The organism is Bacteroides ihuae (assembly GCF_900104585.1).
Lineage (GTDB): Bacteria > Bacteroidota > Bacteroidia > Bacteroidales > Bacteroidaceae > Bacteroides > Bacteroides ihuae.
Genome location: NZ_FNVX01000004.1, coordinates 827,723 through 851,261, shown reverse-complemented (window position 1 = coordinate 851,261; position 23,539 = coordinate 827,723). Strand labels below are relative to the sequence as shown.

Annotated in this window: 23 protein-coding genes; 4 read left to right on the top strand and 19 right to left on the bottom strand. The window is 41.0% G+C overall.

Annotation, left to right across the window (positions count from 1 at the left end; genetic code table 11):
• Positions 1–83: 83 nt before the first annotated feature.
• Complete coding sequence (locus BQ5338_RS04310) at positions 84–983, bottom strand: diaminopimelate dehydrogenase (RefSeq protein WP_071145554.1); 900 nt, start codon at positions 981–983, stop codon at positions 84–86.
• A 129-nt stretch (positions 984–1,112) separates the two neighbouring features.
• On the opposite strand from BQ5338_RS04310, the gene ruvA reads away from it, so the two are divergent.
• On the top strand, positions 1,113–1,703 hold the full coding sequence (ruvA, locus tag BQ5338_RS04305) for a Holliday junction branch migration protein RuvA (RefSeq protein ID WP_071145553.1): 591 nt from the start codon (positions 1,113–1,115) through the stop codon (positions 1,701–1,703).
• A 196-nt stretch (positions 1,704–1,899) separates the two neighbouring features.
• Here ruvA and BQ5338_RS04300 read toward each other — a convergent pair whose 3' ends face one another.
• A complete protein-coding gene (locus BQ5338_RS04300) occupies positions 1,900–2,748 on the bottom strand; it encodes an outer membrane protein assembly factor BamD (protein ID WP_071145552.1) in 849 nt (282 codons plus the stop codon).
• A gap of 83 nt (positions 2,749–2,831) precedes the next feature.
• Between BQ5338_RS04300 and BQ5338_RS04295 the strand changes: the two genes are divergently transcribed.
• Positions 2,832–4,265 (top strand): CCA tRNA nucleotidyltransferase, encoded by a 1,434-nt coding sequence (locus tag BQ5338_RS04295; RefSeq protein WP_071145551.1) that lies wholly within the window; start codon positions 2,832–2,834, stop codon positions 4,263–4,265.
• Between the two features lie 96 nt (positions 4,266–4,361).
• Positions 4,362–5,597: a carcinine hydrolase/isopenicillin-N N-acyltransferase family protein gene (locus BQ5338_RS04290; RefSeq protein ID WP_071145550.1), complete on the top strand. Its 1,236-nt coding sequence runs from the start codon at positions 4,362–4,364 to the stop codon at positions 5,595–5,597.
• A 146-nt stretch (positions 5,598–5,743) separates the two neighbouring features.
• Here the strand turns inward: BQ5338_RS04290 and miaA are convergent, their stop codons facing one another.
• From miaA to BQ5338_RS04210, 16 genes are all read right to left on the bottom strand, one after another.
• Positions 5,744–6,643: a tRNA (adenosine(37)-N6)-dimethylallyltransferase MiaA gene (gene miaA, locus BQ5338_RS04285; protein WP_071145549.1), complete on the bottom strand. Its 900-nt coding sequence runs from the start codon at positions 6,641–6,643 to the stop codon at positions 5,744–5,746.
• The gene (locus BQ5338_RS04280) at positions 6,643–7,206 is read right to left on the bottom strand and encodes an IS1096 element passenger TnpR family protein (RefSeq protein WP_071145548.1); all 564 of its coding nucleotides are present in this window, start codon (positions 7,204–7,206) and stop codon (positions 6,643–6,645) included. Before BQ5338_RS04280 ends, miaA begins: the two co-directional genes overlap by 1 nt.
• Before the next feature lie 131 nt (positions 7,207–7,337).
• Positions 7,338–8,105 carry an acyl-ACP--UDP-N-acetylglucosamine O-acyltransferase gene (gene lpxA / locus BQ5338_RS04275; RefSeq protein ID WP_071145547.1) on the bottom strand — a complete coding sequence of 256 codons (768 nt, stop codon included), beginning with the start codon at positions 8,103–8,105 and terminating at the stop codon, positions 7,338–7,340.
• Between the two features lie 8 nt (positions 8,106–8,113).
• Entirely contained in the window at positions 8,114–9,499 is a 1,386-nt protein-coding gene (locus BQ5338_RS04270) for a bifunctional UDP-3-O-[3-hydroxymyristoyl] N-acetylglucosamine deacetylase/3-hydroxyacyl-ACP dehydratase (RefSeq protein WP_071145546.1), read from the bottom strand.
• Positions 9,500–9,502: 3 nt separating this feature from the next.
• On the bottom strand, positions 9,503–10,543 hold the full coding sequence (gene lpxD / locus BQ5338_RS04265; RefSeq protein ID WP_071145545.1) for a UDP-3-O-(3-hydroxymyristoyl)glucosamine N-acyltransferase: 1,041 nt from the start codon (positions 10,541–10,543) through the stop codon (positions 9,503–9,505).
• A gap of 144 nt (positions 10,544–10,687) precedes the next feature.
• The gene (locus BQ5338_RS04260) at positions 10,688–11,914 is read right to left on the bottom strand and encodes an HD domain-containing protein (RefSeq protein WP_071145544.1); all 1,227 of its coding nucleotides are present in this window, start codon (positions 11,912–11,914) and stop codon (positions 10,688–10,690) included.
• Positions 11,915–11,951: 37 nt separating this feature from the next.
• Positions 11,952–12,776, bottom strand: coding sequence for an orotidine-5'-phosphate decarboxylase (pyrF, locus tag BQ5338_RS04255; protein WP_071145543.1), 825 nt, complete (start codon positions 12,774–12,776; stop codon positions 11,952–11,954).
• Between the two features lie 12 nt (positions 12,777–12,788).
• Positions 12,789–13,877 (bottom strand): peptide chain release factor 1, encoded by a 1,089-nt coding sequence (gene prfA, locus BQ5338_RS04250; protein WP_071145542.1) that lies wholly within the window; start codon positions 13,875–13,877, stop codon positions 12,789–12,791.
• 5 nt (positions 13,878–13,882) lie between these two features.
• Positions 13,883–15,049 carry an AIR synthase-related protein gene (locus BQ5338_RS04245; protein ID WP_071145541.1) on the bottom strand — a complete coding sequence of 389 codons (1,167 nt, stop codon included), beginning with the start codon at positions 15,047–15,049 and terminating at the stop codon, positions 13,883–13,885.
• 190 nt (positions 15,050–15,239) lie between these two features.
• Positions 15,240–15,821 (bottom strand): LemA family protein, encoded by a 582-nt coding sequence (locus BQ5338_RS04240; protein WP_071145876.1) that lies wholly within the window; start codon positions 15,819–15,821, stop codon positions 15,240–15,242.
• A gap of 33 nt (positions 15,822–15,854) precedes the next feature.
• On the bottom strand, positions 15,855–16,769 hold the full coding sequence (locus tag BQ5338_RS04235; RefSeq protein WP_071145540.1) for a TPM domain-containing protein: 915 nt from the start codon (positions 16,767–16,769) through the stop codon (positions 15,855–15,857).
• Between the two features lie 110 nt (positions 16,770–16,879).
• Positions 16,880–17,830, bottom strand: coding sequence for an alpha/beta hydrolase (locus tag BQ5338_RS04230; RefSeq protein ID WP_071145875.1), 951 nt, complete (start codon positions 17,828–17,830; stop codon positions 16,880–16,882).
• 22 nt (positions 17,831–17,852) lie between these two features.
• Positions 17,853–18,593 carry a shikimate dehydrogenase family protein gene (locus BQ5338_RS04225; protein WP_071145539.1) on the bottom strand — a complete coding sequence of 247 codons (741 nt, stop codon included), beginning with the start codon at positions 18,591–18,593 and terminating at the stop codon, positions 17,853–17,855.
• Positions 18,594–18,615: 22 nt separating this feature from the next.
• The gene (gene ubiE, locus BQ5338_RS04220) at positions 18,616–19,353 is read right to left on the bottom strand and encodes a bifunctional demethylmenaquinone methyltransferase/2-methoxy-6-polyprenyl-1,4-benzoquinol methylase UbiE (protein ID WP_071145538.1); all 738 of its coding nucleotides are present in this window, start codon (positions 19,351–19,353) and stop codon (positions 18,616–18,618) included.
• Positions 19,350–20,291: a phosphoribosylaminoimidazolesuccinocarboxamide synthase gene (locus BQ5338_RS04215; protein ID WP_071145537.1), complete on the bottom strand. Its 942-nt coding sequence runs from the start codon at positions 20,289–20,291 to the stop codon at positions 19,350–19,352. The genes ubiE and BQ5338_RS04215 overlap by 4 nt, the downstream gene beginning before the upstream one ends.
• 5 nt (positions 20,292–20,296) lie before the next feature.
• Positions 20,297–21,307 carry a PhoH family protein gene (locus tag BQ5338_RS04210; protein ID WP_071145536.1) on the bottom strand — a complete coding sequence of 337 codons (1,011 nt, stop codon included), beginning with the start codon at positions 21,305–21,307 and terminating at the stop codon, positions 20,297–20,299.
• 200 nt (positions 21,308–21,507) lie between these two features.
• On the opposite strand from BQ5338_RS04210, the gene BQ5338_RS04205 reads away from it, so the two are divergent.
• A complete protein-coding gene (locus BQ5338_RS04205) occupies positions 21,508–22,200 on the top strand; it encodes a DUF5715 family protein (RefSeq protein WP_139265175.1) in 693 nt (230 codons plus the stop codon).
• Between the two features lie 27 nt (positions 22,201–22,227).
• Here BQ5338_RS04205 and BQ5338_RS04200 read toward each other — a convergent pair whose 3' ends face one another.
• Positions 22,228–23,397, bottom strand: a complete 1,170-nt coding sequence (locus BQ5338_RS04200; protein WP_071145535.1) for an ATP-binding protein — start codon at positions 23,395–23,397, stop codon at positions 22,228–22,230.
• Between the last annotated feature and the right edge of the window lie 142 nt (positions 23,398–23,539).

The following is a 23,539-nucleotide window of genomic DNA, read 5'->3' as shown; positions in this document are numbered from 1 at the left end:
TTTCAGTAATTTTCTGAAAAGGGGATGAAATAACTATTTATTCTTTGTACACTGATACGACCTGATGAGTCGAACTTATAACTTTATACCAGATGAGCAATCAGATTTTCTCTGTCTCCGTACAAAAGATCGATTACAGGAAGTTCAATCATGGTATAGCATCCGGGTTGTTGCTTCATTGATGCACGTGCTACGCATACCAATATCTGGGCAGTAAGAGCCGGATTGTTGATTTTCATGTTAAACTCAAACAGTTGATTCTGTGTTTTGCCTGATACACCTTTGCGCGTGAGGTTCACTCCATGGCCCATATCCAGCAAGTCGTCTACACAAGGAACCTGTGTGATGTGAGTGTCGTCGTTTACAAAGTAGGCGTCTGCTTTGATGGCTGCGGCCACTTCTTCAAAGTTATACCCTTCCTTAAGTTCAATATAAACCATTCTGCGATGAATGCCTGTACCTGTGGGGATGGTCATTGAAAGAGCAGCTTTTACTCCTTCAACAGCCTTTACGGCAACAGTATGCCCCATGCTCATACCCGGTCCAAAGTTAGTATAGGTAATTCCTTTTGGGGCGATTGCTTCGAACATTGTTCGTACAATAGAATCACTTCCGGGATCCCATCCCGCAGAGATCACAGAAACGGCTTTGTTTGCTTTTGCGCAAGCCATTAATTCCCTACGGAGGTCAACAATACCTGTGTGAATATCAAAGCTATCTACAGTATTAATGCCCATACTCAAAATTTCTTTGGCATACTTTTCTACACTGCGGGTAGGGGTACAGAGAATGGCTACGTCAACTTCGGCTAGTTCATTGATGTCCTTTACCACGGAGTATTCGTTTAATTCCGCAGGTTTACCTTCTGCACCGTTGCGACGCACTATCCCGGCAATCTCGAAATCAGGCGCTGCCTGAAGAGATTCCAATACATATTTTCCAATGTTGCCATATCCAATGATGGCTGCTCTAATCTTTTTCATTACTTTTGTTGGTTGTGAGTTGTATTTTATTTTTCTTTACTGCAAAAATAAGCGTTTTTTCAGTGAAAGCAATATTTAAAATGCAAAAGTAGTCATCTTTGCACATGTGCGGAATAAACTTAAAATTATATGATAGATTATATTAAAGGTGGCATTGCCGAACTAACTCCGGCAATGGTGGTGGTAGATTGTAACGGATTAGGCTATGGCGTGAATATCTCATTGAACACGTACTCTGCCATTCAAGGGAAAAGTAGTTGTAAGCTATATATCTATGAAGCTATTCGCGAAGATGCATACATCTTGTATGGTTTTGCTGATAAGCAGGAGAGAGAGCTGTTTCTACTGCTTATTTCCGTGTCGGGCATTGGCGGCAATACTGCTCGCATGATACTCTCCGCACTTTCACCGGCAGAACTTTGCAATGTGATTAGTTCCGAGAACGCTGGTCTGCTGAAAACGGTAAAAGGAATTGGTTTGAAGACGGCTCAACGGGTTATTATTGATTTGAAAGATAAGATAAAAACGACATCGGGTGCGTCAGCGATTAGCGGAGGTATGCTTGCCATGAATGCTGAGGTGAACGATGAGGCTGTAGCTGCGCTTACTATGCTGGGCTTTGCGCCTGCACCTTCGCAAAAAGTAGTTGCTCTCATCTTGCAAGAGGAGCCGAATGCTCCTGTAGAGAAAGTAATAAAACTTGCGTTGAAGCGGCTCTAATGTGTCGCAATTGTATGTATCTTGGAATCCCCTCTACAGGCCTTGTGAGAGGGGTTTGCTGAACTAACTAGTTCACCGTGGTGAATTAACTAGTTCAGCGCGCTTAATTAACTACTTCACCACGCTGAACTAGTTAACTGTATAAAATGAGTATGTTTTGTCTATAATAACGAATTTATATAGCGTCGATAAAAGATCATTTTTCCTTCTCTTTTGCTTTCTCTTTCTCTGCTGAATCCTGCATCTTTCTGGTGATGAACTCTATTTTCAGATTAGCTTCCTTGATGTCTTTCTTTACTTGCTCAATGGAAGAGAGTAGTTGAGAGAGTTCATAGACGCCAACCAATGCTTGTCGATCGGTTGCACTCATGGTGATGGTATACTTGCGTTCACCAAGATATTCTACACGAACGTTTTTGTCTTTATTCATGTAGATAAATCCCATCACATGGCCATCCTGACCTAACTTATAATCGGCTTTTTCTATTTTTTCTCCTAGATCGCTTGTCTCATAACTATCTTTAGAAGCTGGCGTCTCGGCAAAACTTCCATCAGGAGCAGTCACCTTCACTGCCGAATGATGAATATTGCTTCCTCCACAATAGATGGAGGTCATCACCATGGCACCACGTTCGTTGACTTGAAAACGGAGATAGGAGCGATGGAGGTTCTTCTCTACCACTTGCGTGGGCCAGAAGTAATTTCCTATCTGCTGGTATTCGGCATTTTTTTCAAAGACAAACTTCCCTTTCAGGGCTTCAAATTCTGTCTGTTTGACTTGAAGCATGCTGTCCAGGTAGACAAGACTGTGCTCTTGTTCTTTCAGTTCAGCTTGCTGTATTACTTTTAACCCTTCTCGGCGAGCTTCGAACGCTTTTGGATAAAGGATCTTTATACTATCTACTTGTATTTTGGCTTCACTGTAGTCACCTCTTTGCAGTGCTTCACGAGCTGCTTGTAATTTTTCTCCTGCTTTCTTCTCTGCATTATTGCCACAAGCGGCTAATAATGTAGCTGTGCATACCCAAATTAAAAGTTTCTTCATGTAATAAGTTTCTTTATGAACAACAAAAATACAAATAATATCAGTTTTTTGTATTTTTGTAGCCTAAAACTTAATAAAGAAGCATGGTAGAGTTGACAAAGGAGGAGTTGAAGTTGCATTTCAGTGATAAAATTTTTAATCAGATATCAGAAACAGCCGACGCGCTGGGACTGGAATGTTATGTAGTTGGAGGATACGTACGCGATATCTTCTTGCAACGTCCCTCTAAAGATATAGATGTAGTAGTAGTAGGCAGTGGCATTGAGATGGCGGAAGCGCTGGGGCAACGATTGGGCAAAGGTGCTCATGTTGCCGTATTTAAAAACTTTGGCACTGCGCAGGTTAAATATTATGGTACGGAGGTAGAATTTGTTGGTGCTCGTAAGGAATCTTATCAACGTGATTCTCGCAAACCTATTGTGGAGGATGGAACGCTGGAGGATGATCAGAATCGTCGGGATTTCACCATCAATGCAATGGCTGTTTGCCTGAATAAGGCTCGTTTCGGAGAACTCATTGATCCGTTTGGAGGCATGGATGATTTGAAAGAGAAGACCATTCGTACGCCTCTCGATCCCGACATCACTTTTAGTGATGATCCGCTTCGCATGATGCGCTGCATTCGTTTTGCTGCGCAGCTCAATTTTTATATTGATGATGATACTTTTGAGTCGCTTTGCCGTAATAAGGACAGGATAGAGATTATTTCAAAAGAGCGCATTGCCGATGAATTAAATAAGATTATACTGGCTTCTGTGCCTTCAAGAGGATTTATCGATCTCGATCGTTCGGGTCTTTTGCCGCTCATCTTTCCCGAACTAGCAGCTATGCAGGGCATAGAGACTCGCAATGGCAAAGCTCACAAAGATAATTTTTACCATACGCTCGAAGTGCTCGATAATATAAGTAAATATACGGATAATCTTTGGTTGCGTTGGGCTGCTTTACTTCATGATATTGCGAAACCTGTGACGAAGCGTTGGGAGCCACGGGTTGGGTGGACTTTTCATAACCATAACTTTATTGGTGAACGAATGATCCCTACGATCTTTCGCTCCATGAAGCTTCCTATGAATGAGAAGATGAAATATGTGCAGAAGCTCGTCAGCTTGCATATGCGCCCCATTGTGATAGCCAATGACGTAGTGACAGATTCGGCCGTGCGTCGTTTGCTTTTTGAAGCGAGCGATGATATAGAGGATCTGATGACGCTTTGCGAAGCTGATATCACCTCGAAAAATTCGGATAGGAAGCAACGTTTCCTGAATAACTTTCAGCTGGTGAGACAGAAACTGAAAGATCTTGAAGAGAGGGACCGTGTGCGTAATTTTCAGCCTCCTGTAGCTGGAGAGGAGATCATGGAAGTCTTTGGACTGGCACCTTGTCAAGAAGTAGGGGCTTTGAAAAGCGCTATTAAAGATGCCATTCTGGATGGAGTGATTCCAAATGAATATGAGGCTGCTTATGCTTTTATGCTTCAACGAGCCGAAAAGATGGGATTAAAACCGGTGAAGTAGGGGGTAACCATCATCTCACATTTTTATTTGCTTATAGGGTTGTTAAGGAATAATTGTGTATGTTTGCAATAACGTAGTATCAAATGTGAAGGAATCATGAGAAAAAACCTGCTTTTTATCGCTATAATGTCTTTTTTCCTTGCTCTAGCAGGGGATATTCAGGCATGCACTTCCGCTGTTATTTCCGGTAAGGTTACTCCTGATGGTCGCCCGCTATTGTGGAAGAATAGAGATACAGACTATGCTCAAAATAGTGTGAAGTACTTCTCAGGCAAGCGTTATTCGTTCGTTGCTGTGGTAAATAGCAGAGACAACAATCCGCGTGAGATATGGATTGGAACAAATTCGGCCGGATTTTCCATCATGAATACGCAATCTTACAATCTTGAGAAAATAAAAAAGAATGAAGAGCGTGGTTCAGCAAATGGTAGCGTGATGACACTTGCTCTTGAGGTATGTGCAACGGTAGACGACTTTAAACACTTCCTTGATTCAATAAAGAAACCTAGTATGATAGAAGCCAACTTTGGTGTAATTGATGCCAAAGGTGGGGCTGCTATGTTTGAAGTGGGGTATTACAAGTATACGTTCTATGATGCAAATAATCCCAAGGATGCTCCTTGTGGATATATTGCCCGGACTAACTTCTCGTTTGCCGGTGAAGTGAACAATGGTGCAGGATATGTTCGATACATGCAAGAAGACAAGCTCTTGATGCCGGCTTCTGCCACTAAAGAGATTACTCCTGCATGGATCTTTCGTGAATTATCTCGCTCATTTGCTAATTCATTGTTAGGCATTGATTTGAAAAGTGGCAACTTCAATCGCCCTAAAACTACTGGATGGTTTGTAGACCAAGACTTTATTGCTCGTAAAAGCACTTCTTGTTCGGTGGTTGTTCAGGGAGTGAAAAAGGATGAAAATGCAGAGTTGACTACTATGTGGACGGTTTTGGGATATCCTCCTGTAAGTGTGGTACTGCCTGTCTGGGTGAAGGGAGGGGAATACCTTCCGACTTTATTGACTCGTGATAATGCGACGAAGGTCTCTCCATTGTGTGATAAAGCAGTTACTTTGCGTGATCGAGTGTTTTCATATACTCAAGGCATGGGTAGCGATCGATATTTCAACTGGGAACTTCTGTATAATGAGGATAAAACGGGTTATATGCAACGATTGGCTCCGGTGGAAGAGGAAATCTTTAATCGTACCATTCCAAAACTTACTGAATGGCGTATGCAAGGGAGGTTGAACTTAGATCAAATGACTTCGCTCTATTCTGAGCTTGATCATTATGTTGCGGAGAAATACAAGGAATTGTTTGCTCTTTAAGCATTTCTTAATTGTGTTGTAAACACTAATCTCTCTTTTGCATTGTGTCTCTAAAGTTTTCTTACTTGTGAAGAGGTTTTATAATATAGCATTTGAGAGGTACGTTATGCATCATCATTAACGGTGAAGATCACGAATAGGTTTTACTACATAATATTTGAGAGGTACGCTACTATTTCCTCCTCTTGCTGCGGGTGAAACCAACGTATCTCCTCATCACGTTTGAACCAGGTCATCTGCTTACGCGAATAGATGCGAGAATTCTGCTTTATTTTTTCAATAGCAAATGGGAGCGTCCATTCTCCATCTAGGTAGTTGAACAGTTCTTTATAACCCACTGTGTTGAGTGAATTTAATTGTCGATGAGGATATACTCTTTTGGCTTCTTCCAGTAGTCCTTCTTCCATCATGATATCTACTCGTTGGTTTATGCGGTTATAAAGCTCCTCACGATCGCGTATGAGCCCTATCTTTAAGATGCGGAAGGGGCGTTGTTTCTTCTCACGAACGCGAAAAGAGGTATATGTTTTGCCGGTCATATAGCAGATTTCGAGTGCATGGATCACTCGTTTGGGGTTCTTGATATCTACTATTTTATAATAATCAGGATCTAGTAGTTTAAGCTCGGCACTGAGATTGTCCAAGCCTTCATCTTCGTATCTGCGAAGCATCAACTCGCGCGTCTCGCTATCTACAGTGGGGATATCATCAATACCTTTACAAATGGCATCTACATACATCATCGAACCACCGGTGAGTATCACTACATCTTTCTCTATAAAAAGGGATTCTATTAGTTTTAAAGCCTCAATTTCGTATTGAGCAGCACTGTAATAGTCGGTAAGTTTGAGTGTTCCTATGAAGTGGTGTGGAATACGTTTCAGTTGTTCAGGGGTGGGGGCAGCTGTTCCTATCTTTAAATCGGCGTACAGCTGTCGGGAATCAGAAGAGACAATGTTTGTGTTAAACTTTTCGGCAAGCCGAAGGCTTAACTCTGTTTTACCGACACCTGTAGGCCCTATAAGGACAACTAATGTTTTTGCCATTAAATGCGCTCTTCTTCGACAGGAGCTGCAGCTGCTGAATCACCGTCAAGTCCTTCAAAACCTTCCGGGTCAAATTCATCAATATCAAAGTCCTGATCTCCGTAGAAACTCTCGTCTAAATCAAGTGAGCTGGTGCTAGTAGTCATCTCCTCAAAATCGATCGTTTGTTTTGGCGCTTCTCCTTCTTTTTTAGTACATTTAGGAGTCTTAATTTCTTTTCCTGTGATGATTTCAGATAATTCTATGAAGAAACAGCGTTCTGTGATGTAATCAAACACATAAAGAAGTTTTTGTTTTTCATCTTCAATAAGTTCATTGAGTAGAGTCTCTTTCATAACCCAACTGTCCACTTCCGGATTATTATCCATCTCTTCTAGGGTAATCTCTTTTTCTTTTTCCCAATCATCGTCGCAGATGAAGAAAGAAGTCATCTGATCAGCTTTGTAGCCTGCAGATTTGAGTATAGCTTCATGAAGATCGAAAAATGTAGCTTCCGGATCAATTTGTATTTCTCTGATGAAATCATCTACTTCGTCAGATATAATTGTGAATCTGTATATCATAGTTTTTACCTGTTTATTGATGGCGTAAAAGTAGTAAAAAAGTAAATAAGTACAAATACTAACTAGTCTTTATCATAAAAAAAGGAGGTCTCTTTGTATAGAGATCTCCTAGTATATAATGTTTTGTTAGTTTATTTGATAATACCTCTTTCTGAACTGCGGATAAACTTTACAATGTATTCAATTTCGGGAGTCATACTAATTTCTGCTTCCACCTTTGCTAGCGCATCGGTAATGTTTAAACCGCTTTGGTAAATGATGCGATATGTATTGTGAATGTCTTCAATTGTTTCATTAGAGAACCCACGACGGCGCAAACCAATGATATTGATTCCGCTGTAGGTAATGGGATCGCGTCCGGCAATGATATATGGAGGGATATCCTTACTGAAGCGACATCCTCCTTGCACCATTACATGGCCTCCTATGTGACAGAATTGATGCATCAACACTGCGGCACTGATTATGGCATTATCGTCAATGGTGATTTCTCCAGCCATTTTTGTCGAGTTCCCAATGATGCAGTTGCTTCCGATGGAAGCATCATGTGCCACATGTACTCCTTCCATTAAAAGGTTGTTATTACCTACTAATGTTTTGCCTTTGGCGGCTGTTCCACGGTTAATTGTTACATTCTCACGAATAAGGTTGTTGTCTCCTATTTCTGCTGTACTTTCTTCACCTTTGAACTTAAGGTCTTGTGGCGTAGCTCCGATAACTGCACCTGGAAAGATTGTATTTCCGTTTCCGATGCGTGAGCCGTACAAGATATTGGCATTGGCCATAATCTTGTTGTTATTACCAATTATAACATTCTTGTCAATATATACAAAGGGGGCAATCTCTGAGTTTTCCCCAATTTGTGCTTCGGGGTGAATATACGCTAAGGGACTTATCATTCTTCTATTTATTTGTTTTTTACTATTTGCGCCATAAACTCGGCTTCGCAAGTCACCGTTTCACCAACAAAAGCATATCCTTTCATTGAAGAGATACCTCTACGAATAGGGCTCAGCATTTCAACACGGAAAATTAAAGTATCTCCCGGAACCACTTTTTGGCGAAATTTAATTCCGTCTATCTTCATGAAGTAAGTAGAATATCGTTCGGGCTCATCTACTGAATTCAACACAAGTAAACCTCCGACTTGTGCCATAGCTTCAACTTGTAGTACACCCGGCATCACTGGCTCTTGTGGGAAGTGTCCTTGGAAGAAAGGTTCATTTATGGTAACGTTTTTCACTCCTACAATATAGTTGGCACCTATTTCAATTATTTTATCGACTAACTGGAATGGATAACGGTGTGGAAGAAGTTCGCGGATGCGATTTACATCCATTACTGGTGCTTCGCTGCAGCTATAGCTTGGCGCTTGTATTTCGTGCAAACGAATTTCTTTACGCATTTGGCGAGCAAACTTATTGTTGATGGAGTGTCCGGGACGAGTGGCTATGATTCTTCCTTTAATCGGTTTCCCAATCAGAGCAAGGTCGCCAATCACATCCAATAATTTATGTCGTGCACATTCATTAGGCCATACTAAGGGCTTATGGTTAATGTAACCCAACTGATTGGCATCCATATGAGGAACTCTCATTACATCGGCCAGCTTGTCATAGCTTTCTTGGGACATTAGACGTTCATAAATGACAATCGCATTATCTAAGTCGCCACCTTTTATCAATCCTGCAGAAAGTAATGGTTCAATCTCTCTGACAAAAACAAATGTGCGACTTGCGGCAATTTCTGTGGGGAAATTAGTCATGTTCTCCAGAGTCGCAAACTGATTTGGAATAATGGCTGAATCGTATGAAACAAGAACATTAATGCTGAAGTTTTCATCTGGTAGAACAATGATGGATGATCCCGTTTCTTCATCACGGAACTCTATTTTAGATTTTATGATGTAGAAATCCTTCATTGCATTTTGCTCTTCAGTTCCTACTTTTTCTATTGCTTGCACATAATATTGTGCACTTCCATCCAAAATAGGAAATTCTGGGCCATTTACTTGTATTAGGCAATTGTCTATACCTAGCGCATAAAGTGCTGCCATGCCATGTTCTACGGTACTAACCTTTGCATTACCATTTGCTAACACCGTGCCACGTGTGGTTTCAATAACATTGTTGGCTATAGCATCAATAATAGGCTGTCCCTCCATATCGATACGTTGTATCTTATATCCATGATTATCCGGAGCCGGATTGAACGTTACCGTGAGGTCAAGCCCAGTGTGAAGACCTTTTCCACTCAGCGAAAAGCTATCTTTCAGTGTTTTTTGTTTCAACATTGGTTACTTATTTAATTGTTTTTTTAATTCGTTTATCTCCTTGCGAAGGGCGTTAACTTCAGTATAGATCTCTGGTAATCTTTTGAAGGCTACGGATGCTTTGAAGAATTTCTTAGCATCAAATGAGGGCGAACCCATGATTTGAGAGCCAGATGCTACATTACCTGGGACGCCAGATTGGCCAGCAATGCCTACTTTGTCTCCAATTTTTGCGTGTCCCGCTAAGCCGGCTTGGCCACCAATCATACACCATTCGCCTACCTTCGTAGAACCGGCAATTCCTGATTGTGCAGCCATAACTGTATGAGCTCCAACTTCATCATTGTGAGCCACTTGGATAAGATTGTCTAGCTTCACTCCTTCATGAACAACAGTAGCTCCCATTGTTGCTCTGTCTATGCAGGTATTTGCTCCTACTTCTACCTTGTCTTTTATGATAACGATGCCTATTTGAGGTATCTTTTCGTATCCTTCGGCCGTTGGAGCGAAACCAAAGCCGTCGGCACCAATGACTACTCCCGAATGCAAAATACATTCATTGCCTATGCGACAATCATGGTAGATGTTTACGTTAGAATAAATAGTGCATCCTTTTCCTATACTTGCCCCATCACCGACGTATGTATGCGGGTAAATCAGTGAATTATCACCGATAACTGCATTCTCGCCAATATATGCGAATGGGCCGACATATGCATTCTCTCCGATTTTTGCCGTTGGTGCAACATATGCTAGTGAGTCGATTCCTTGTTTTTTTGGCTTACTCATTTCATATAGGTTGAGTAGCTTAGCCAGACTTTCGTATGCGTTCTCAACTTTGATTAAAGTTGCATTGACTTCACGGTCTGCTACAAAATCTCTATTAACTAACACAATGCTCGATTGAGTATTGTATATATAAGAGGTGTATTTGGGGTTTCCCAGAAAAGATATTGCTCCTGGTATTCCTTCTTCAATTTTAGCAAATGTATGGACAGTAACATCTTCATTTCCGATGATTTCTCCCTGTATAAATGCTGCTATTTGCTTAGCTGAAAATTCCATTTCTTGATCTATTGTTGTGTGGTTTTTAGCCGTTATATTTTGTCTTAGACTGAGGTTACAATAATCTATTGTTCTCCAATTAGGGCGCAAATAACGGTTTTTTTTTTTATATTACCTTATTCTTTAATGAATATTTTATACGAGTCAATGCAAACGATGGTAGCAAATATAGTACTTCTTTACTTTCTTAGAAAGTAATGCGAAGTTCAACATGTCAGATGCTTCAGCAATATTTTTTATTGTACCGTCATGGTAGATAATATCAATGCTGTCGTCTGCAGGATCATACATATTCTTTTCAATACTGGGGGTAGAAACAAAATATCTCGCTTCGTGAAGGCTGATATTCAATTGTTGGCTAATGTGATAAGTTAATTCTTTTTCTCTTTCTACACTAATAGGTTCAGTGGATATCTCAACTTTAAATATGTTGCGATTAATCATACCAAGACTTAGTGCTGAAAGAACTTTGTCGGTATGGGTACTCCATACTTTTAAAGATGTCCATATATCGTTGTCATCGAGTTGGATGAAATTCTCCAAGCAATCCGGATTGTTGTGGAACTCATCATGGCCGATGCTATTATATAAGAAGAAGTGTAGGGCCGGTGAGGCAAATAATTCCACTCCTTGTTCGGCTAACTCTTTTGCTCGTAGTAGAGCACTGATGAGCATTCGCTCGTAGGCTACGGATGTTTTGTGCAAATAGACTTGCCAATACATCAGGCGGCGTGCGGTGAGGAAGTTTTCTATCGAGTAAATGCCTTTGGCTTCAATGACCAGTTGATCGTCTTGTACGTTGAGCATTTCGATGATTCTAGCCGACCCAATGCTACCTTCTGTCACTCCTGTGTAGAAGCTATCGCGGCGCAAATAGTCCAGTCGGTCCATATCCAACTGTCCGCTGACCAATTGGTGCAGAAATCTTTTGGAATATTCATCTTTAAAGATTTGAATAGCAAGAGTTAGTTGCCCATTCATCTCTTTGTTCATTCGCTCCATGAGCATCAAGGATATTTCCTCGTGAGATACTCCTTTTACAATTGTGTCTTCGAGTACATGCGAGAAAGGCCCATGTCCGATGTCATGTAGAAGAATGGCTATTTGTACGGCTTCGGCTTCGCTGTCAAAGATAAAGTTCCCTTTGGTGGTTAGTTGTGTTATGGCTTCTTTCATTAGATAAAATGCACCTAACGAATGTTGAAAACGTGTGTGCTGAGCTCCGGGATAAACCACGGATGATAGCCCCATCTGTTTGATGCGATTCAGCCGTTGAAGCAATGGATGCCTCACAATGTCATACAACAGTCCTTTGGGAATATTGATGAACCCGAAAACCGGATCATTGATGATTTTACGTTTATTCGTCATTCTTTATTTTACAACTCCACTTAATAAATAGGGCTACTTAGAGAATCTTCTTCAGTTGCTCTGACATCTCTGCTTGTACCTCTTTAGCTGCGTTATGAGCAGCCTCTGCAAAACGTTCTGTTTTGTCGGCATAGATAATTGCACGAGAGGAATTTACAATCAGTCCGCATGTGCTATTCATACCATACTTACATACTTCTTCGAGTGATCCTCCCTGAGCACCAACACCTGGTACTAAAAGGAAGTGATTGGGCACATGTTTACGGATATCCATGAACATCTCTCCTTGTGTAGCACCTACTACATACATCATTTGTTCGTCAGAAGCCCATTTTTGAGATTTTTTCAATACTTTCTCAAAAAGGCGTTCCCCGTTACTATCTTCTGTTAGTTGGAAGTCCTGTGAACCTTTATTTGAAGTCAGCGCCAATAGAATTACCCACTTTTCAGGATATAGTAGGAAAGGTTTCACACTGTCTTCACCCATATAGGGCGCTACTGTTACAGAATCAATGTTGAGCTCATCAAAGAATGAGCGGGCATACATCTCGCTGGTATTTCCAATATCGCCTCGTTTAGCATCGGCAATGATAAATTGGTCCGGATAATTGCTCTTGATGTAATTTACTGTTTTCTCAAAAGCAATCCATCCTTTCACTCCCAAACTCTCATAAAAGGCCAAGTTGGGCTTATAAGCGATACATAGATCGGCCGTAGCATCAATGATGGCTTTGTTGAACGCAAAGATAGGATCTTCCTCTTTCAGTAAGTGCGCCGGTATTTTCTTAATATCGGTATCCAATCCTACACATAAAAATGTCTTTTTGCGTTTTATATTTTCAAATAACTGCTGTTTATTCATCTGTCTTTTAGCTTATAATTCACTTTCCTTCATTCTCTCTGCATTTTCGGCTACAATCAGCTTGTCGATGCAATCTTGTATATTCCCTTCCATAAAAGAGGCAAGGTTATAGATGGTATAGTTGATACGATGATCTGTGATACGTCCTTGTGGATAGTTGTAAGTACGAATCTTCGCGGAGCGGTCACCTGTAGAAACTAACGTCTTTCTATGTGAAGCGATAGCTTCTTGATGTTTGCTAAGCTCTATATCATATATTTTTGTACGAAGCATTTGCATGGCCAACTCACGATTGGCCAACTGCGAGCGCGCTTGCTGACAAACCACGACCAGACCTGTCGGCTTATGTGTCAATTGCACTTTGGTTTCCACTTTATTCACATTCTGCCCTCCGGCTCCTCCTGAACGTGATGTTTGCATCTCTATATCGGCCGGGTTGATCTCTACGTCAAATTCCTCAGCTTCCGGCAGTACAGCCACTGTTGAGGCTGAAGTATGCACACGTCCTTGAGTTTCCGTAGCCGGTACACGTTGCACGCGGTGCACACCGCTCTCATATTTCAGCGTACCATATACATTGTCACCCGATACAGTGAAGATTACTTCTTTAAATCCTCCGGCTGTTCCTTCGTTGCTAGTGGTTATTTCCGTCTTCCATCCTTTCGATTCACAGAACTTCATATACATTCTGAAAAGATCCCCGGCAAAAATGGCGGCTTCGTCGCCTCCTGTTCCACCACGAATCTCCACGATTGCATTCTTATCATCTTGAGGGTCGGCCGGAACAAGAAGTATTTTAATCTCTTCTTCCAGTTCAGGTAGGCGTGCCTGACTTTTTTCTATCTCTTCGCGGGCCATTTCTCTCATCTCATGGTCTTGTTCGGTAGAGAGCATTTCTTTAGCTTCGGCAATGTTGGCTAGCATCTGCAAGTACTCTTTGCGGGCCTTCATCAGGTCGTCCAGCTCTTTATAATCCTTCGTCAGGCGTACAAAACGTTTTCGGTCTGCTATAACTCCCGGGTCTGTGATGAGCGTTGACACCTCTTCAAATCGGCTCACTAAGCCTTCAAGTCTCTCTAGTATATTGATATTTTCTGCCATGTATTTTAATATATGAATTCTCCGAATTCACTCTTGATTATCAATTCTTTTTTCTCACTTTCTTCAATGCGGCCTACGATTTGTGCATCGATTCCAAATGATTTTGATATAGCAATCACTTCTTCAGCATGTTCGGGAGAAAGATACACTTCCAAGCGATGTCCCATATTGAACACCTTATACATCTCAGCCCATTCTGTTCCGCTTTGTTCCTGAATGGTTTTGAATAGTGGTGGAACGGGGAAGAGGTTGTCTTTGATGACCCGCATGTTGTTAATAAAGTGAAGCACCTTGGTCTGTGCGCCACCCGAGCAGTGCACCATACCGTGAATTTCGGGGCGTAGAGCATCTAGTAGCTTTTTCACAACCGGTGCATACGTACGAGTAGGAGAGAGCACTAGTTTACCAGCGTCTATTGGAGAACCCTCTACACTATCTGTTAGTTTTAATCCTCCTGAATAGACCAATTCTTCGGGTACACCGGCATCGTAACTCTCTGGATATTTTTCAGCAAGATATTTAGAGAAGACATCATGGCGAGCAGATGTAAGTCCATTGCTGCCCATCCCTCCATTATATTCTTTCTCGTAAGTCGCTTGTCCATAAGAAGCCAGACCCACAATTACATCACCCGGACGGATATTAGCATTGTCGACCACGTCACTGCGTTTCATTCGGCAGGTAACAGTACTATCTACAATAATCGTGCGTACCAAGTCGCCCACATCAGCCGTTTCTCCACCTGTGGCATATACGCCTACACCCATCTCACGAAGTTCGGCTAATAGCTCATCCGTTCCATTAATAATGGCCGATATCACTTCGCCAGGGATTAATAGCTTGTTGCGTCCGATGGTAGAAGATACCAAAATATTATCGATGGCTCCTACGCAAAGCAAGTCATCAATATTCATTATCAGCGCATCCTGTGCAACACCTTTCCATACGGAAAGATCACCTGTTTCTTTCCAATACAAATAGCCCAGACTCGATTTTGTGCCTGCACCGTCGGCATGCATTATGTTACAATACTCAGGGTCACCACCCAAAATATCAGGAATAATTTTACAGAAAGCTTGTGGGAAAATACCTTTATCGATGTTTTTTATGGCATTATGTACATCTTCCTTAGATGCTGATACGCCACGTTGCATGTACCGCTGGTTACTCATGAATGGAATATTTTTAGTATACTTCCGCAAAATTACTTCATTTTTCGCTCACAGGCAACTATTTTTCCTATATACTACTTCTTTATCGATTATTCCTATTGTTCTGAGTCCATAATTTGGCTGGATATAATAATCCCCTTTATTAATATAAATGAGGTATATATCAATAAAGGGGATTGTTTTTTCTTTGTTAGAATTCTACTTTAGGAGCCTTTTCAGCGCCTGCTTCCGCTTCGAAATACGGACGTTTTTCAAATCCAAACATTCCTGCAAAGATGTTCTTTGGGAACTTACGGATAGCTGTATTGTATTCCTTGGCAGAGTCGTTAAAGTTCTTACGTGCCACATTGATTCGGTTTTCTGTTCCTTCCAATTGCGCTTGTAGTTCCAGAAAGTTTTGATTAGCCTTCAAATCCGGATAATTCTCTGTAATGGCAAGGAGTTTGCCTAAGGCAGATCCAATTTCTCCTTGAGCTTTCTGATACTTAGCCAATGATTCGGGCGTAAGATTTGAAGCATCAACCTTAATCTGTGTGGCTTGTGAACGAGCAGAAATCACACCTTCCAGTGTCTCTTTTTCGTGCGTAGCATATCCTTTTACCGTGTTTACTAAGTTAGGAATAAGATCCGAACGGCGTTGATACTGTGTTTCTACATTGGCCCATTGGTTACTAACATTTTCTTCCATTGACACCAAGCCGTTATAAGCTGATGTAGCCCATATAGCTATGACAGCCACTACGGCAATGATAATGATAATTGATCTTTTCATATTCTTTTCTTTCTTTATATTTATCCACATTAATTAAAATCTTGAGCCAGCACCACCGCCTCCTCCCATACCTCCGCCGAAGCTTCCACCACTGAACCCTCCGCCGCCGGAGCCAAAGCTACCTCCACCTATACCACCGATGAATGGACCGCCTCCGCCACCTCCACGATAGTTATCATCGTAAGATTGCTGGCGGCGTACCACCTTATGGCCACAGTTCAAGCATGTATATACTACGTCTTCTGTTTTTACACCGTTTCGTTTTGATACCAAGTTAGTGCTGCTACGTTGCAATTTATGTTTGCCACACTTTGGGCAACGAGCACTTGTCCATACGGCCCAAAAACTGGCTAATCCACCTATTACAACGAACCCTATGATGGCAAGAAACAAGAATAAGCCTCCGCTTTTGCCTCCGGAATCTTCTCCATCGTTAACCATCGATCCGTCTAATCGGCCGCAGACAGCGCTTATACCAGCTACCATACCACTGCTCCAGTCGCCATTCTTTAAGTAGGGAATCATCTCTTTTGTTTGGATGCGTTTGCATATAGCATCCGGCAAATCTCCTTCGAGTCCGTATCCTGTGTAGAATTGTATGCAGCGTTGATCAGTAACCAGCAGAACGACTAATCCATTATCTTTCCCTTTTTGGCCTACTCCCCATTTGTTTAGCAGCTCGTGAGAGAAGTCGAAACAGTCAGCTTCACCGATAGAAGGAACTACAGCGATAACACTTTGGATGCCTGTTTTCTTTTCAAGGGCATAGAGCATTCTGTCAATAGAATCTGTTGCAGCTTCCGAAAGGATGCCTTCCGGGTTGCATACATACCTCATCTTGTTTTGCAAATGCACTTTGGGTATGTTATCTACTGTATATATTTTTTCTTGTGCTTGTACAGAAAAGAATAAGCACAGAAAGAGAATTAGCGTCGTGGTATGTTTCATCACAATTCAATTTGTTTTTGCAAACCTACATAAAAAGATGGAATAATAAAGCGTGCTGACTGAAAAAATGCGATTATCGCTCAAGTATCCGACTTAATGTCGTCAGGTAATTATTGGATGTACTTACTTGTGAAACGTTGAACTTTATCGGTATAAGCTTTTTGATTCTCCTGATAAGAAACGGCATGCTTGGCTCCGGGTACTATCCATAACTCTTTGGGCTCGGGTTTGCTTTCAAAGAGTGTATAAACCATCTTTGTGGGTACGTATGTATCTACACTTCCATGAATAAATAGCATTGGAAGGTGACATTTTTTGACTTGGTTCAATGCTGATGCTTCTTTGAATCCCCATCCATATTTTAGTTTGCACAATGCGCTCGAAAAATAGAGTAATGGGAAAGGAGATAAGTCAAATTGTTCTTTAATCTCTTTTGAAAACTCATCCCATACGCTGGTATATCCGCAATCTTCAACGAAACACTTTACATAGGGTGGTTGCTGTTCTCCCGATACCATCATTGTTGTTGCTGCGCCCATTGATATTCCGTGAATGACCATTCTTGTGCTGTCTCCATAGATGTGTTGTGCCACGTCCATCCACTTCATTACATCCAAGCGATCTTTCCATCCCATTTGTATGGCATTGCCTTCACTTCGGCCATGATATTGCAAATCGGGTAACAGGATATTATATTGCAAGTCGTGGTTGTATAGATAGCCTATGTGCATCATGCGAATGGCATTGTCGGTGTAGCCGTGAACGATGACAGCAGTCTTTGCCGTTGGGTGAGGAGCAGCAATGTAGTATGCATGTAGGCACAAGCCTGCTTTATTATTTATAAATGTATCTTTCAGCGCACTTGTCTGATTTAAACTATCCACCCATGCTTTCATAAACGGATATTTTGCATACATAACTTTGTAGGATTCGGCTTCGTTCTTGCCCCTGTTTTGAGGAGTCAAAGAATAGTTGAGCATATAGAAACCGCCAGCCGCTACTCCGGCAATAAATAGTAATACTATGCCAATAACACTATAAACAATCCATTTACGCTTCATACCGACATCTATTTTATCTTGATTATTTCTGCCATATTTCCCAAGCAGCAAAGGCCTGGAGCAATAACATTTCTAAACCGTTCTTAGTCGTAGCTCCTTGTGCTTCTCCTTTTTTCATGAAAAGAGTTACATTGGGATTATATAACAAGTCGTATAAAAGGTGTTCTGAAGTCAGGTGCTCATAAGGAATGTTCGGGCAAATATCCGCTTTGGGATACATCCCTACCGGAGTGCAGTTTACTATAACGGTGTATTCTTTAATGATCTCAGGAGTCAGCTCCTCGTAAGAGTACATGCCGAATCTAGTTCTACGTGATACGAATGTACCTTCAATGCCCAACTTCTTCAGTCCGTGAAAAACGGCCTTTGAAGCGCCACCTGTACCCAATATTAAAGCTTTATGATGATGGGGCTGTAGCAGTGGTTGGATGGATTGTGTAAACCCGATAATATCAGAGTTATAGCCAACTAGTTTTACTTTCCCTTTTTCCCTGATGATTTTTATCACATTCACAGCACCAATAGCCTTTGTGTCTTTATCTATTTCATTAAGGAAGGGCATAACTAGTTCTTTATAAGGAATAGTAACATTGAGCCCGCATAAGTTGGGATTCTCTTCAATGACCTTCACAAATTCGTTGATGTTCGGAATCTCAAAATTAACATATTCAGCATCGATGCTTTCCGAACTAAACTTTTCATTAAAATATCCGATGGAAAACGAATGTTTAAGCGGATATCCTATTAAACCATACTTTTGCATAGGGGGTTGTATTAAGTTTTCATTATTTGGTCGCTGTATATAGAGTGCAAATACCGAATGTCAGTCTTTTGAAGTTAACCTTACTGAATCCGGCTTGTGTGATCACATTCTTCATCACTTCTCCTTGCGGAAAAGCCTGAATGGTGCGAGGCAGGTAAGTATATGCGCTATTGTCTTTAGAGAGTAACTTGCCAAGAATGGGAATTACAATCTTAGAATAAATGGCAAACAGCTGTTTCATTGGGAAGTGATCAGGCGTGGTGAGTTCCAGAATGACGAGATGTCCATTTTCCCGGAGTACTCGATGCATTTCTGCCAATCCCTTATCTAAGTCTTCAAAATTACGAATTCCGAATGCCACTGTGATAGCATCGAAGCTGTTTGCATCAAACGAGAGAGAGGTACAGTCTTCTCTGGCAAAACTTATTTTGCCAGAGAGACCTTCCTTTTTTACTTTTTCTCTTCCCACATTCATCATACCTTCTGATATGTCCGTTCCTATAAGCTCCTGAGGTTGTAGCTTTCGGTAGGCCAGAATGGCAAAATCACCTGTTCCCGTAGCCACATCCATGATGCGTTGCGGTGCAAAAGGTTTGAGCCAATTGATAGCCTTTCGTCTCCACATCTTGTCAATACCCATTGACAGGGCATGGTTCAGTAGGTCATATTTGTGAGCGATGTTGTCGAACATTTGTTCTACTTGTCGGCCTTTGCGGCCATCATCGCCATAAGGTTTGATGTCTTCTTGGGGATAATTCATTTCTTCAAAAACTCAGTAATATTTTTCTCAATACGAGCAGCTACATCTTCTGTTGTTACTTTGTTGAATTTCTCTCCAACAATGTGCTCATATAGTTCAATATAGCGTTCAGAAACCGAAGTAACATATTCATCTGTCATCTCAGGAACCTGTTGGCCGGCTTTACCCATGAAGTTGTTCTCTATGAGCCATTGGCGCACAAATTCTTTAGACAGTTGTCTCTGAGCCTCACCTTTGGCAAATCTCTCTTCATAACCATCCGCATAGAAGTAACGTGAAGAATCAGGTGTATGTATCTCGTCGATGAGATAAACTTTGCCCTCTTTCTTTCCAAACTCATATTTAGTGTCTACCAATATCAATCCTTTTTCGTCAGCCATTTCCGTTCCGCGTTGAAAGAGTGCATACGTATATTTTTCCATCAATTCGTAATCTTCTTTGCTTACGATGCCTTGTTCAAGGATTTCCTCTTTTGAGATGTTCTCATCATGTCCCTCATCCGCTTTCGTTGTTGGAGTGATAATAGGAGTAGGGAATTTCTGATTTTCCTTCATCCCATCAGGCAAAGCAACACCGCAAAGATTACGGCACCCTGTTTCATATTCTCTCCACGCGCTACCTGTTAGATATCCGCGGATAATCATTTCCACACGGAAACCTTCGCACTTGATCCCTACGGTGACCATTGGGTCCGGAGAAGCAATCTTCCAGTTTGGCACGATGTCTGCCGTAGCATCTAGAAATTTGGCAGCTATCTGATTCAATACTTGCCCTTTGAAAGGAATACCCTTTGGTAAAACAACATCGAATGCTGAAATACGATCACTGGCTACCATGACGAGAAGCTCGTCATTTATGTTGTATACGTCACGCACTTTTCCGTGGTACACACTCTTTTGTCCCGGAAAGTTGAAATCTGTTTTTACTAATGCTTTCATATTAATTACAAATTACGAATTACTCCATTCAAGTGATTTTTCTTTTCTTCTTCTATTTTCTTGTAACGATCCTCTTTTACTTCCTTGTCGAACTTCTCATAAGCATCTACAATACGCTCCACTAGTTTGTGACGCACAATGTCTTTCTTATTTAATTCCACAAAGCTGATACCCTTCACTCCCTTAAGAATTTTCATGGCTTGTACTAAACCCGAAGTCTGAGAAGACGGTAAATCAATCTGCGTTATATCTCCCGTTACGATCATCTTGGTGTTCATGCCCATACGAGTGAGGAACATTTTAATCTGTTGAGCACTAGTGTTTTGAGCTTCATCCAGAATAACTACCGCATCATTTAGAGTTCTTCCTCGCATAAAAGCTAGCGGAGCTATTTGAATCACGTTTAGCTCCATATATTCCTTTAGCTTTGCAGCCGGAATCATATCCTGTAGTGCATCGTAGAGTGGTTGCAGATATGGATCTATTTTTTCTTTCATATCACCGGGTAAAAAACCTAATTTTTCCCCTGCCTCCACAGCCGGACGACTCAGAATAATTTTCTTTATTTCTTTTTCCTTCAAGGCTCTTACAGCAAGAGCAATGGCCGTGTACGTTTTTCCCGATCCGGCAGGCCCGATAGCAAAGAGCATATCGTTCTTAGCGAATCCTTCCACTAGCTTTAATTGATTTTCACTTCGTGGAATGATGGGTTTGCCGGTAACGCTGAACACGATGACATTTCCCGCTTTCTCTGCCTGCGGTGCGTTTCCTTTGATTATGTCAATGATAACCTCCTCTTTCAGAGAGTTATATTGTGCACAATATTTTTGAAGCGCGATGATGTTTTCTTCGAAAGCACACATCTCTTCTTCATCTCCCAACACCTTGATCACATTTCCTCGAGCCACAATTCTTAGCTTCGGATACAAGGACTTAATTAATTGTACGTTGGCGTTGTTCACGCCATAAAAGATAACAGGATCAATATCCTCAAGAACAATCAGCTTTTCTATCATTAAATGTGTTTAAGGGTTGAATTGTTTGCTCGCCGAACAGTTTATTTCGCCGGGATAATAGGATTGTCAGCGTAAAGCGCCTGCAAATTTAATCAATCGTCTGAACATTTTTATAGTTATTTACGAATTAATTTCCAGACCATTTTTTGTTCATAGGTGATTTAGCTATATTTGCACTGTAAAAACAGATAAACAGAAACATGCGAAAGTTAAAACCCCGTTACCGTAATCTAGCATATCTTCTATTTCTTGTACTCTTTATTGCTGTGATAGTGCTGGTATTTCCGAGTAGCAAAAAGGATATGTCTTTGAGGTTAAACAATCCACGAAATATACATGGCGTGATTAGTTATAAACGATCTTTTGGAGATTTGAATGATGTACAACTTGTAGTAGCGAGAGCTAATGGTATTGTACCTTTGAATGATCGTGATGAACTAGAGGCATTGGGAGATAAATTGATACATTTGTCTGATAATAACTTTTATACTATTGATTCGCTAACGCACTCCATACCTTATTTAGTGCCTCGTGCGAGTAACTTATTAGATAGTATAGGCTCAATCTTTCTCGATTCTCTTGAATCTAAAGGCCTTAATCCTAACCGCATTGTGGTGACTTCCATCCTTCGCACCCGTGATGATGTTAATCGCTTGCGTCGTCGCAATGGGAATGCATCCGAGAACTCTGCTCACTTTTATGGTACCACATTTGATGTAAGTTGGAAGCGATTTACCAAAGTAGAAGATGAAGGTGGTCGCCCTTTTCAAGACGTTAGCTCTGATACCCTAAAGCTAGTGCTCTCCGAAGTGCTCAGTGATATGCGCTTAGCTGAAAAATGCTATGTGAAGTACGAACTTAAACAAGGATGTTTTCATATTACTGCGAGATAAATAGCCATTGAGTAGTAATCTTTACTCTCAATAGCTCATTCCAAATTGCCAGAGAGGGATGATATTGGCATAACCAAATTCAATGTCATCTTTCACGATGAATCCTTTGTCTACTTCCTGAATTTGTTTTTGCCCCTTAGCCTTCCCTCCAACCTCGAAAGTCATATCCTCAATTAAGAAATCAGAGACTGGTGATGCAATTACATCAGAATGAATTCTTGTTTGATTGAGAAAAAAGGTTTTCCTTATATTCCCTATGTTTGAAGTTTCCTGTGCCAGGTTGTAAATTAGATTCGTGTTATCTAAATAAATCTTATCCACTTTCCCCAATCCGCGTATGCCTCCTGTAGCATCTCGTAACTGAGCTATCAGCCCGGCTTCCTCTATATAAAGACAATAGTCTGCAATGTTGTTCCTACTGGCTCCAAGCATTGTAGCTATATTGCTGATATTTGGTTTGAAAGGCACGCTTTTAGCGATGATGGCCAAAAGTTGTTTTAATTTTCGGCCGGTGGATACATGCATGTCTGCATATTGTGGTATGTCCGATTCTAATGTTTGAGTGATAATTTGTTGCAGTCGGATCTCATAATCCTCTTCTATCGCAAAGGGATAATATCCTTTTTTCAAATAATCATCAAACAGCGGCAAGGGATGCTCTAGTTGAGGCACTTCCACTTTATGTTCCGTTATATCTTTCAGAGTGTGACTTTCAGTAGTGATTTGATGAAACAATTGTAGGTATTCTCTAAAAGATAACCCTTGCATCTTATACATAATAGCTCGTCTGCTCAAATCAGCTGCACCTTTATTTATGTCCAACACAGAAGAACCTGTGAAAAACACATTCAGTTCAGGATGATAATCGTAGATAAGCTTTAGCTCTTTAGACCAATCCTTATACTTATGTATTTCATCAATAAACAGATGGGTACCCCCTTTTTTGCTGAACCTGTCAGCAAGATCCAGCAACCTGTTATCAGCAAAATAGAAATCCTCGGCAGTAACGTACAACGTCTTGTTGATATCCAGATCCTTCTTGATGTGTTGCAGTACCAGAGTCGTTTTACCTACACCTCTGGGGCCGGTAAGCCCAATCATTCTACTATTCCAATTAATATCGGAATAGATGTATCTCAGGAAATCAGATTTCGATTCTCTCAGAAGCTTATGGTAATATTCGTATAGCTTTTCCATATCATAGCAATTATAGAAGCAAAGATAACTGATTTTGCCCTGTCATAGTGCAAAATAGAAATAAATATGCACTATGGCAGTGCAAATTTCTGTTCTTTCAAGGAAGTTCTATCTTTAATAGGCAAAGATCTCCGCAGTTATT

Bases quoted from the DNA above. Each gene is read 5' to 3' on its own strand.
- pyrF (WP_071145543.1), bottom strand. From the start codon at position 12,776: ATGAATAAACAGCAGTTATTTGAAAATATAAAACGCAAAAAGACATTT.
- BQ5338_RS04310 (WP_071145554.1), bottom strand. From the start codon at position 983: ATGAAAAAGATTAGAGCAGCCATCATTGGATATGGCAACATTGGAAAA.
- BQ5338_RS04300 (WP_071145552.1), bottom strand. From the start codon at position 2,748: ATGAAGAAACTTTTAATTTGGGTATGCACAGCTACATTATTAGCCGCT.
- BQ5338_RS04205 (WP_139265175.1), top strand. From the start codon at position 21,508: ATGCGAAAGTTAAAACCCCGTTACCGTAATCTAGCATATCTTCTATTT.
- BQ5338_RS04200 (WP_071145535.1), bottom strand. From the start codon at position 23,397: ATGGAAAAGCTATACGAATATTACCATAAGCTTCTGAGAGAATCGAAA.
- lpxD (WP_071145545.1), bottom strand. From the start codon at position 10,543: ATGGAATTTTCAGCTAAGCAAATAGCAGCATTTATACAGGGAGAAATC.
- BQ5338_RS04225 (WP_071145539.1), bottom strand. From the start codon at position 18,593: ATGCAAAAGTATGGTTTAATAGGATATCCGCTTAAACATTCGTTTTCC.
- ubiE (WP_071145538.1), bottom strand. From the start codon at position 19,353: ATGAATTATCCCCAAGAAGACATCAAACCTTATGGCGATGATGGCCGC.
- BQ5338_RS04280 (WP_071145548.1), bottom strand. From the start codon at position 7,206: ATGATATACAGATTCACAATTATATCTGACGAAGTAGATGATTTCATC.
- lpxA (WP_071145547.1), bottom strand. From the start codon at position 8,105: ATGATAAGTCCCTTAGCGTATATTCACCCCGAAGCACAAATTGGGGAA.
- BQ5338_RS04270 (WP_071145546.1), bottom strand. From the start codon at position 9,499: ATGTTGAAACAAAAAACACTGAAAGATAGCTTTTCGCTGAGTGGAAAA.
- ruvA (WP_071145553.1), top strand. From the start codon at position 1,113: ATGATAGATTATATTAAAGGTGGCATTGCCGAACTAACTCCGGCAATG.
- BQ5338_RS04215 (WP_071145537.1), bottom strand. From the start codon at position 20,291: ATGAAAGCATTAGTAAAAACAGATTTCAACTTTCCGGGACAAAAGAGT.
- BQ5338_RS04210 (WP_071145536.1), bottom strand. From the start codon at position 21,307: ATGATAGAAAAGCTGATTGTTCTTGAGGATATTGATCCTGTTATCTTT.
- BQ5338_RS04240 (WP_071145876.1), bottom strand. From the start codon at position 15,821: ATGAAAAGATCAATTATCATTATCATTGCCGTAGTGGCTGTCATAGCT.
- BQ5338_RS04235 (WP_071145540.1), bottom strand. From the start codon at position 16,769: ATGAAACATACCACGACGCTAATTCTCTTTCTGTGCTTATTCTTTTCT.
- prfA (WP_071145542.1), bottom strand. From the start codon at position 13,877: ATGGCAGAAAATATCAATATACTAGAGAGACTTGAAGGCTTAGTGAGC.
- miaA (WP_071145549.1), bottom strand. From the start codon at position 6,643: ATGGCAAAAACATTAGTTGTCCTTATAGGGCCTACAGGTGTCGGTAAA.
- BQ5338_RS04230 (WP_071145875.1), bottom strand. From the start codon at position 17,830: ATGAAGCGTAAATGGATTGTTTATAGTGTTATTGGCATAGTATTACTA.
- BQ5338_RS04245 (WP_071145541.1), bottom strand. From the start codon at position 15,049: ATGAGTAACCAGCGGTACATGCAACGTGGCGTATCAGCATCTAAGGAA.
- BQ5338_RS04260 (WP_071145544.1), bottom strand. From the start codon at position 11,914: ATGACGAATAAACGTAAAATCATCAATGATCCGGTTTTCGGGTTCATC.
- BQ5338_RS04290 (WP_071145550.1), top strand. From the start codon at position 4,362: ATGAGAAAAAACCTGCTTTTTATCGCTATAATGTCTTTTTTCCTTGCT.
- BQ5338_RS04295 (WP_071145551.1), top strand. From the start codon at position 2,832: ATGGTAGAGTTGACAAAGGAGGAGTTGAAGTTGCATTTCAGTGATAAA.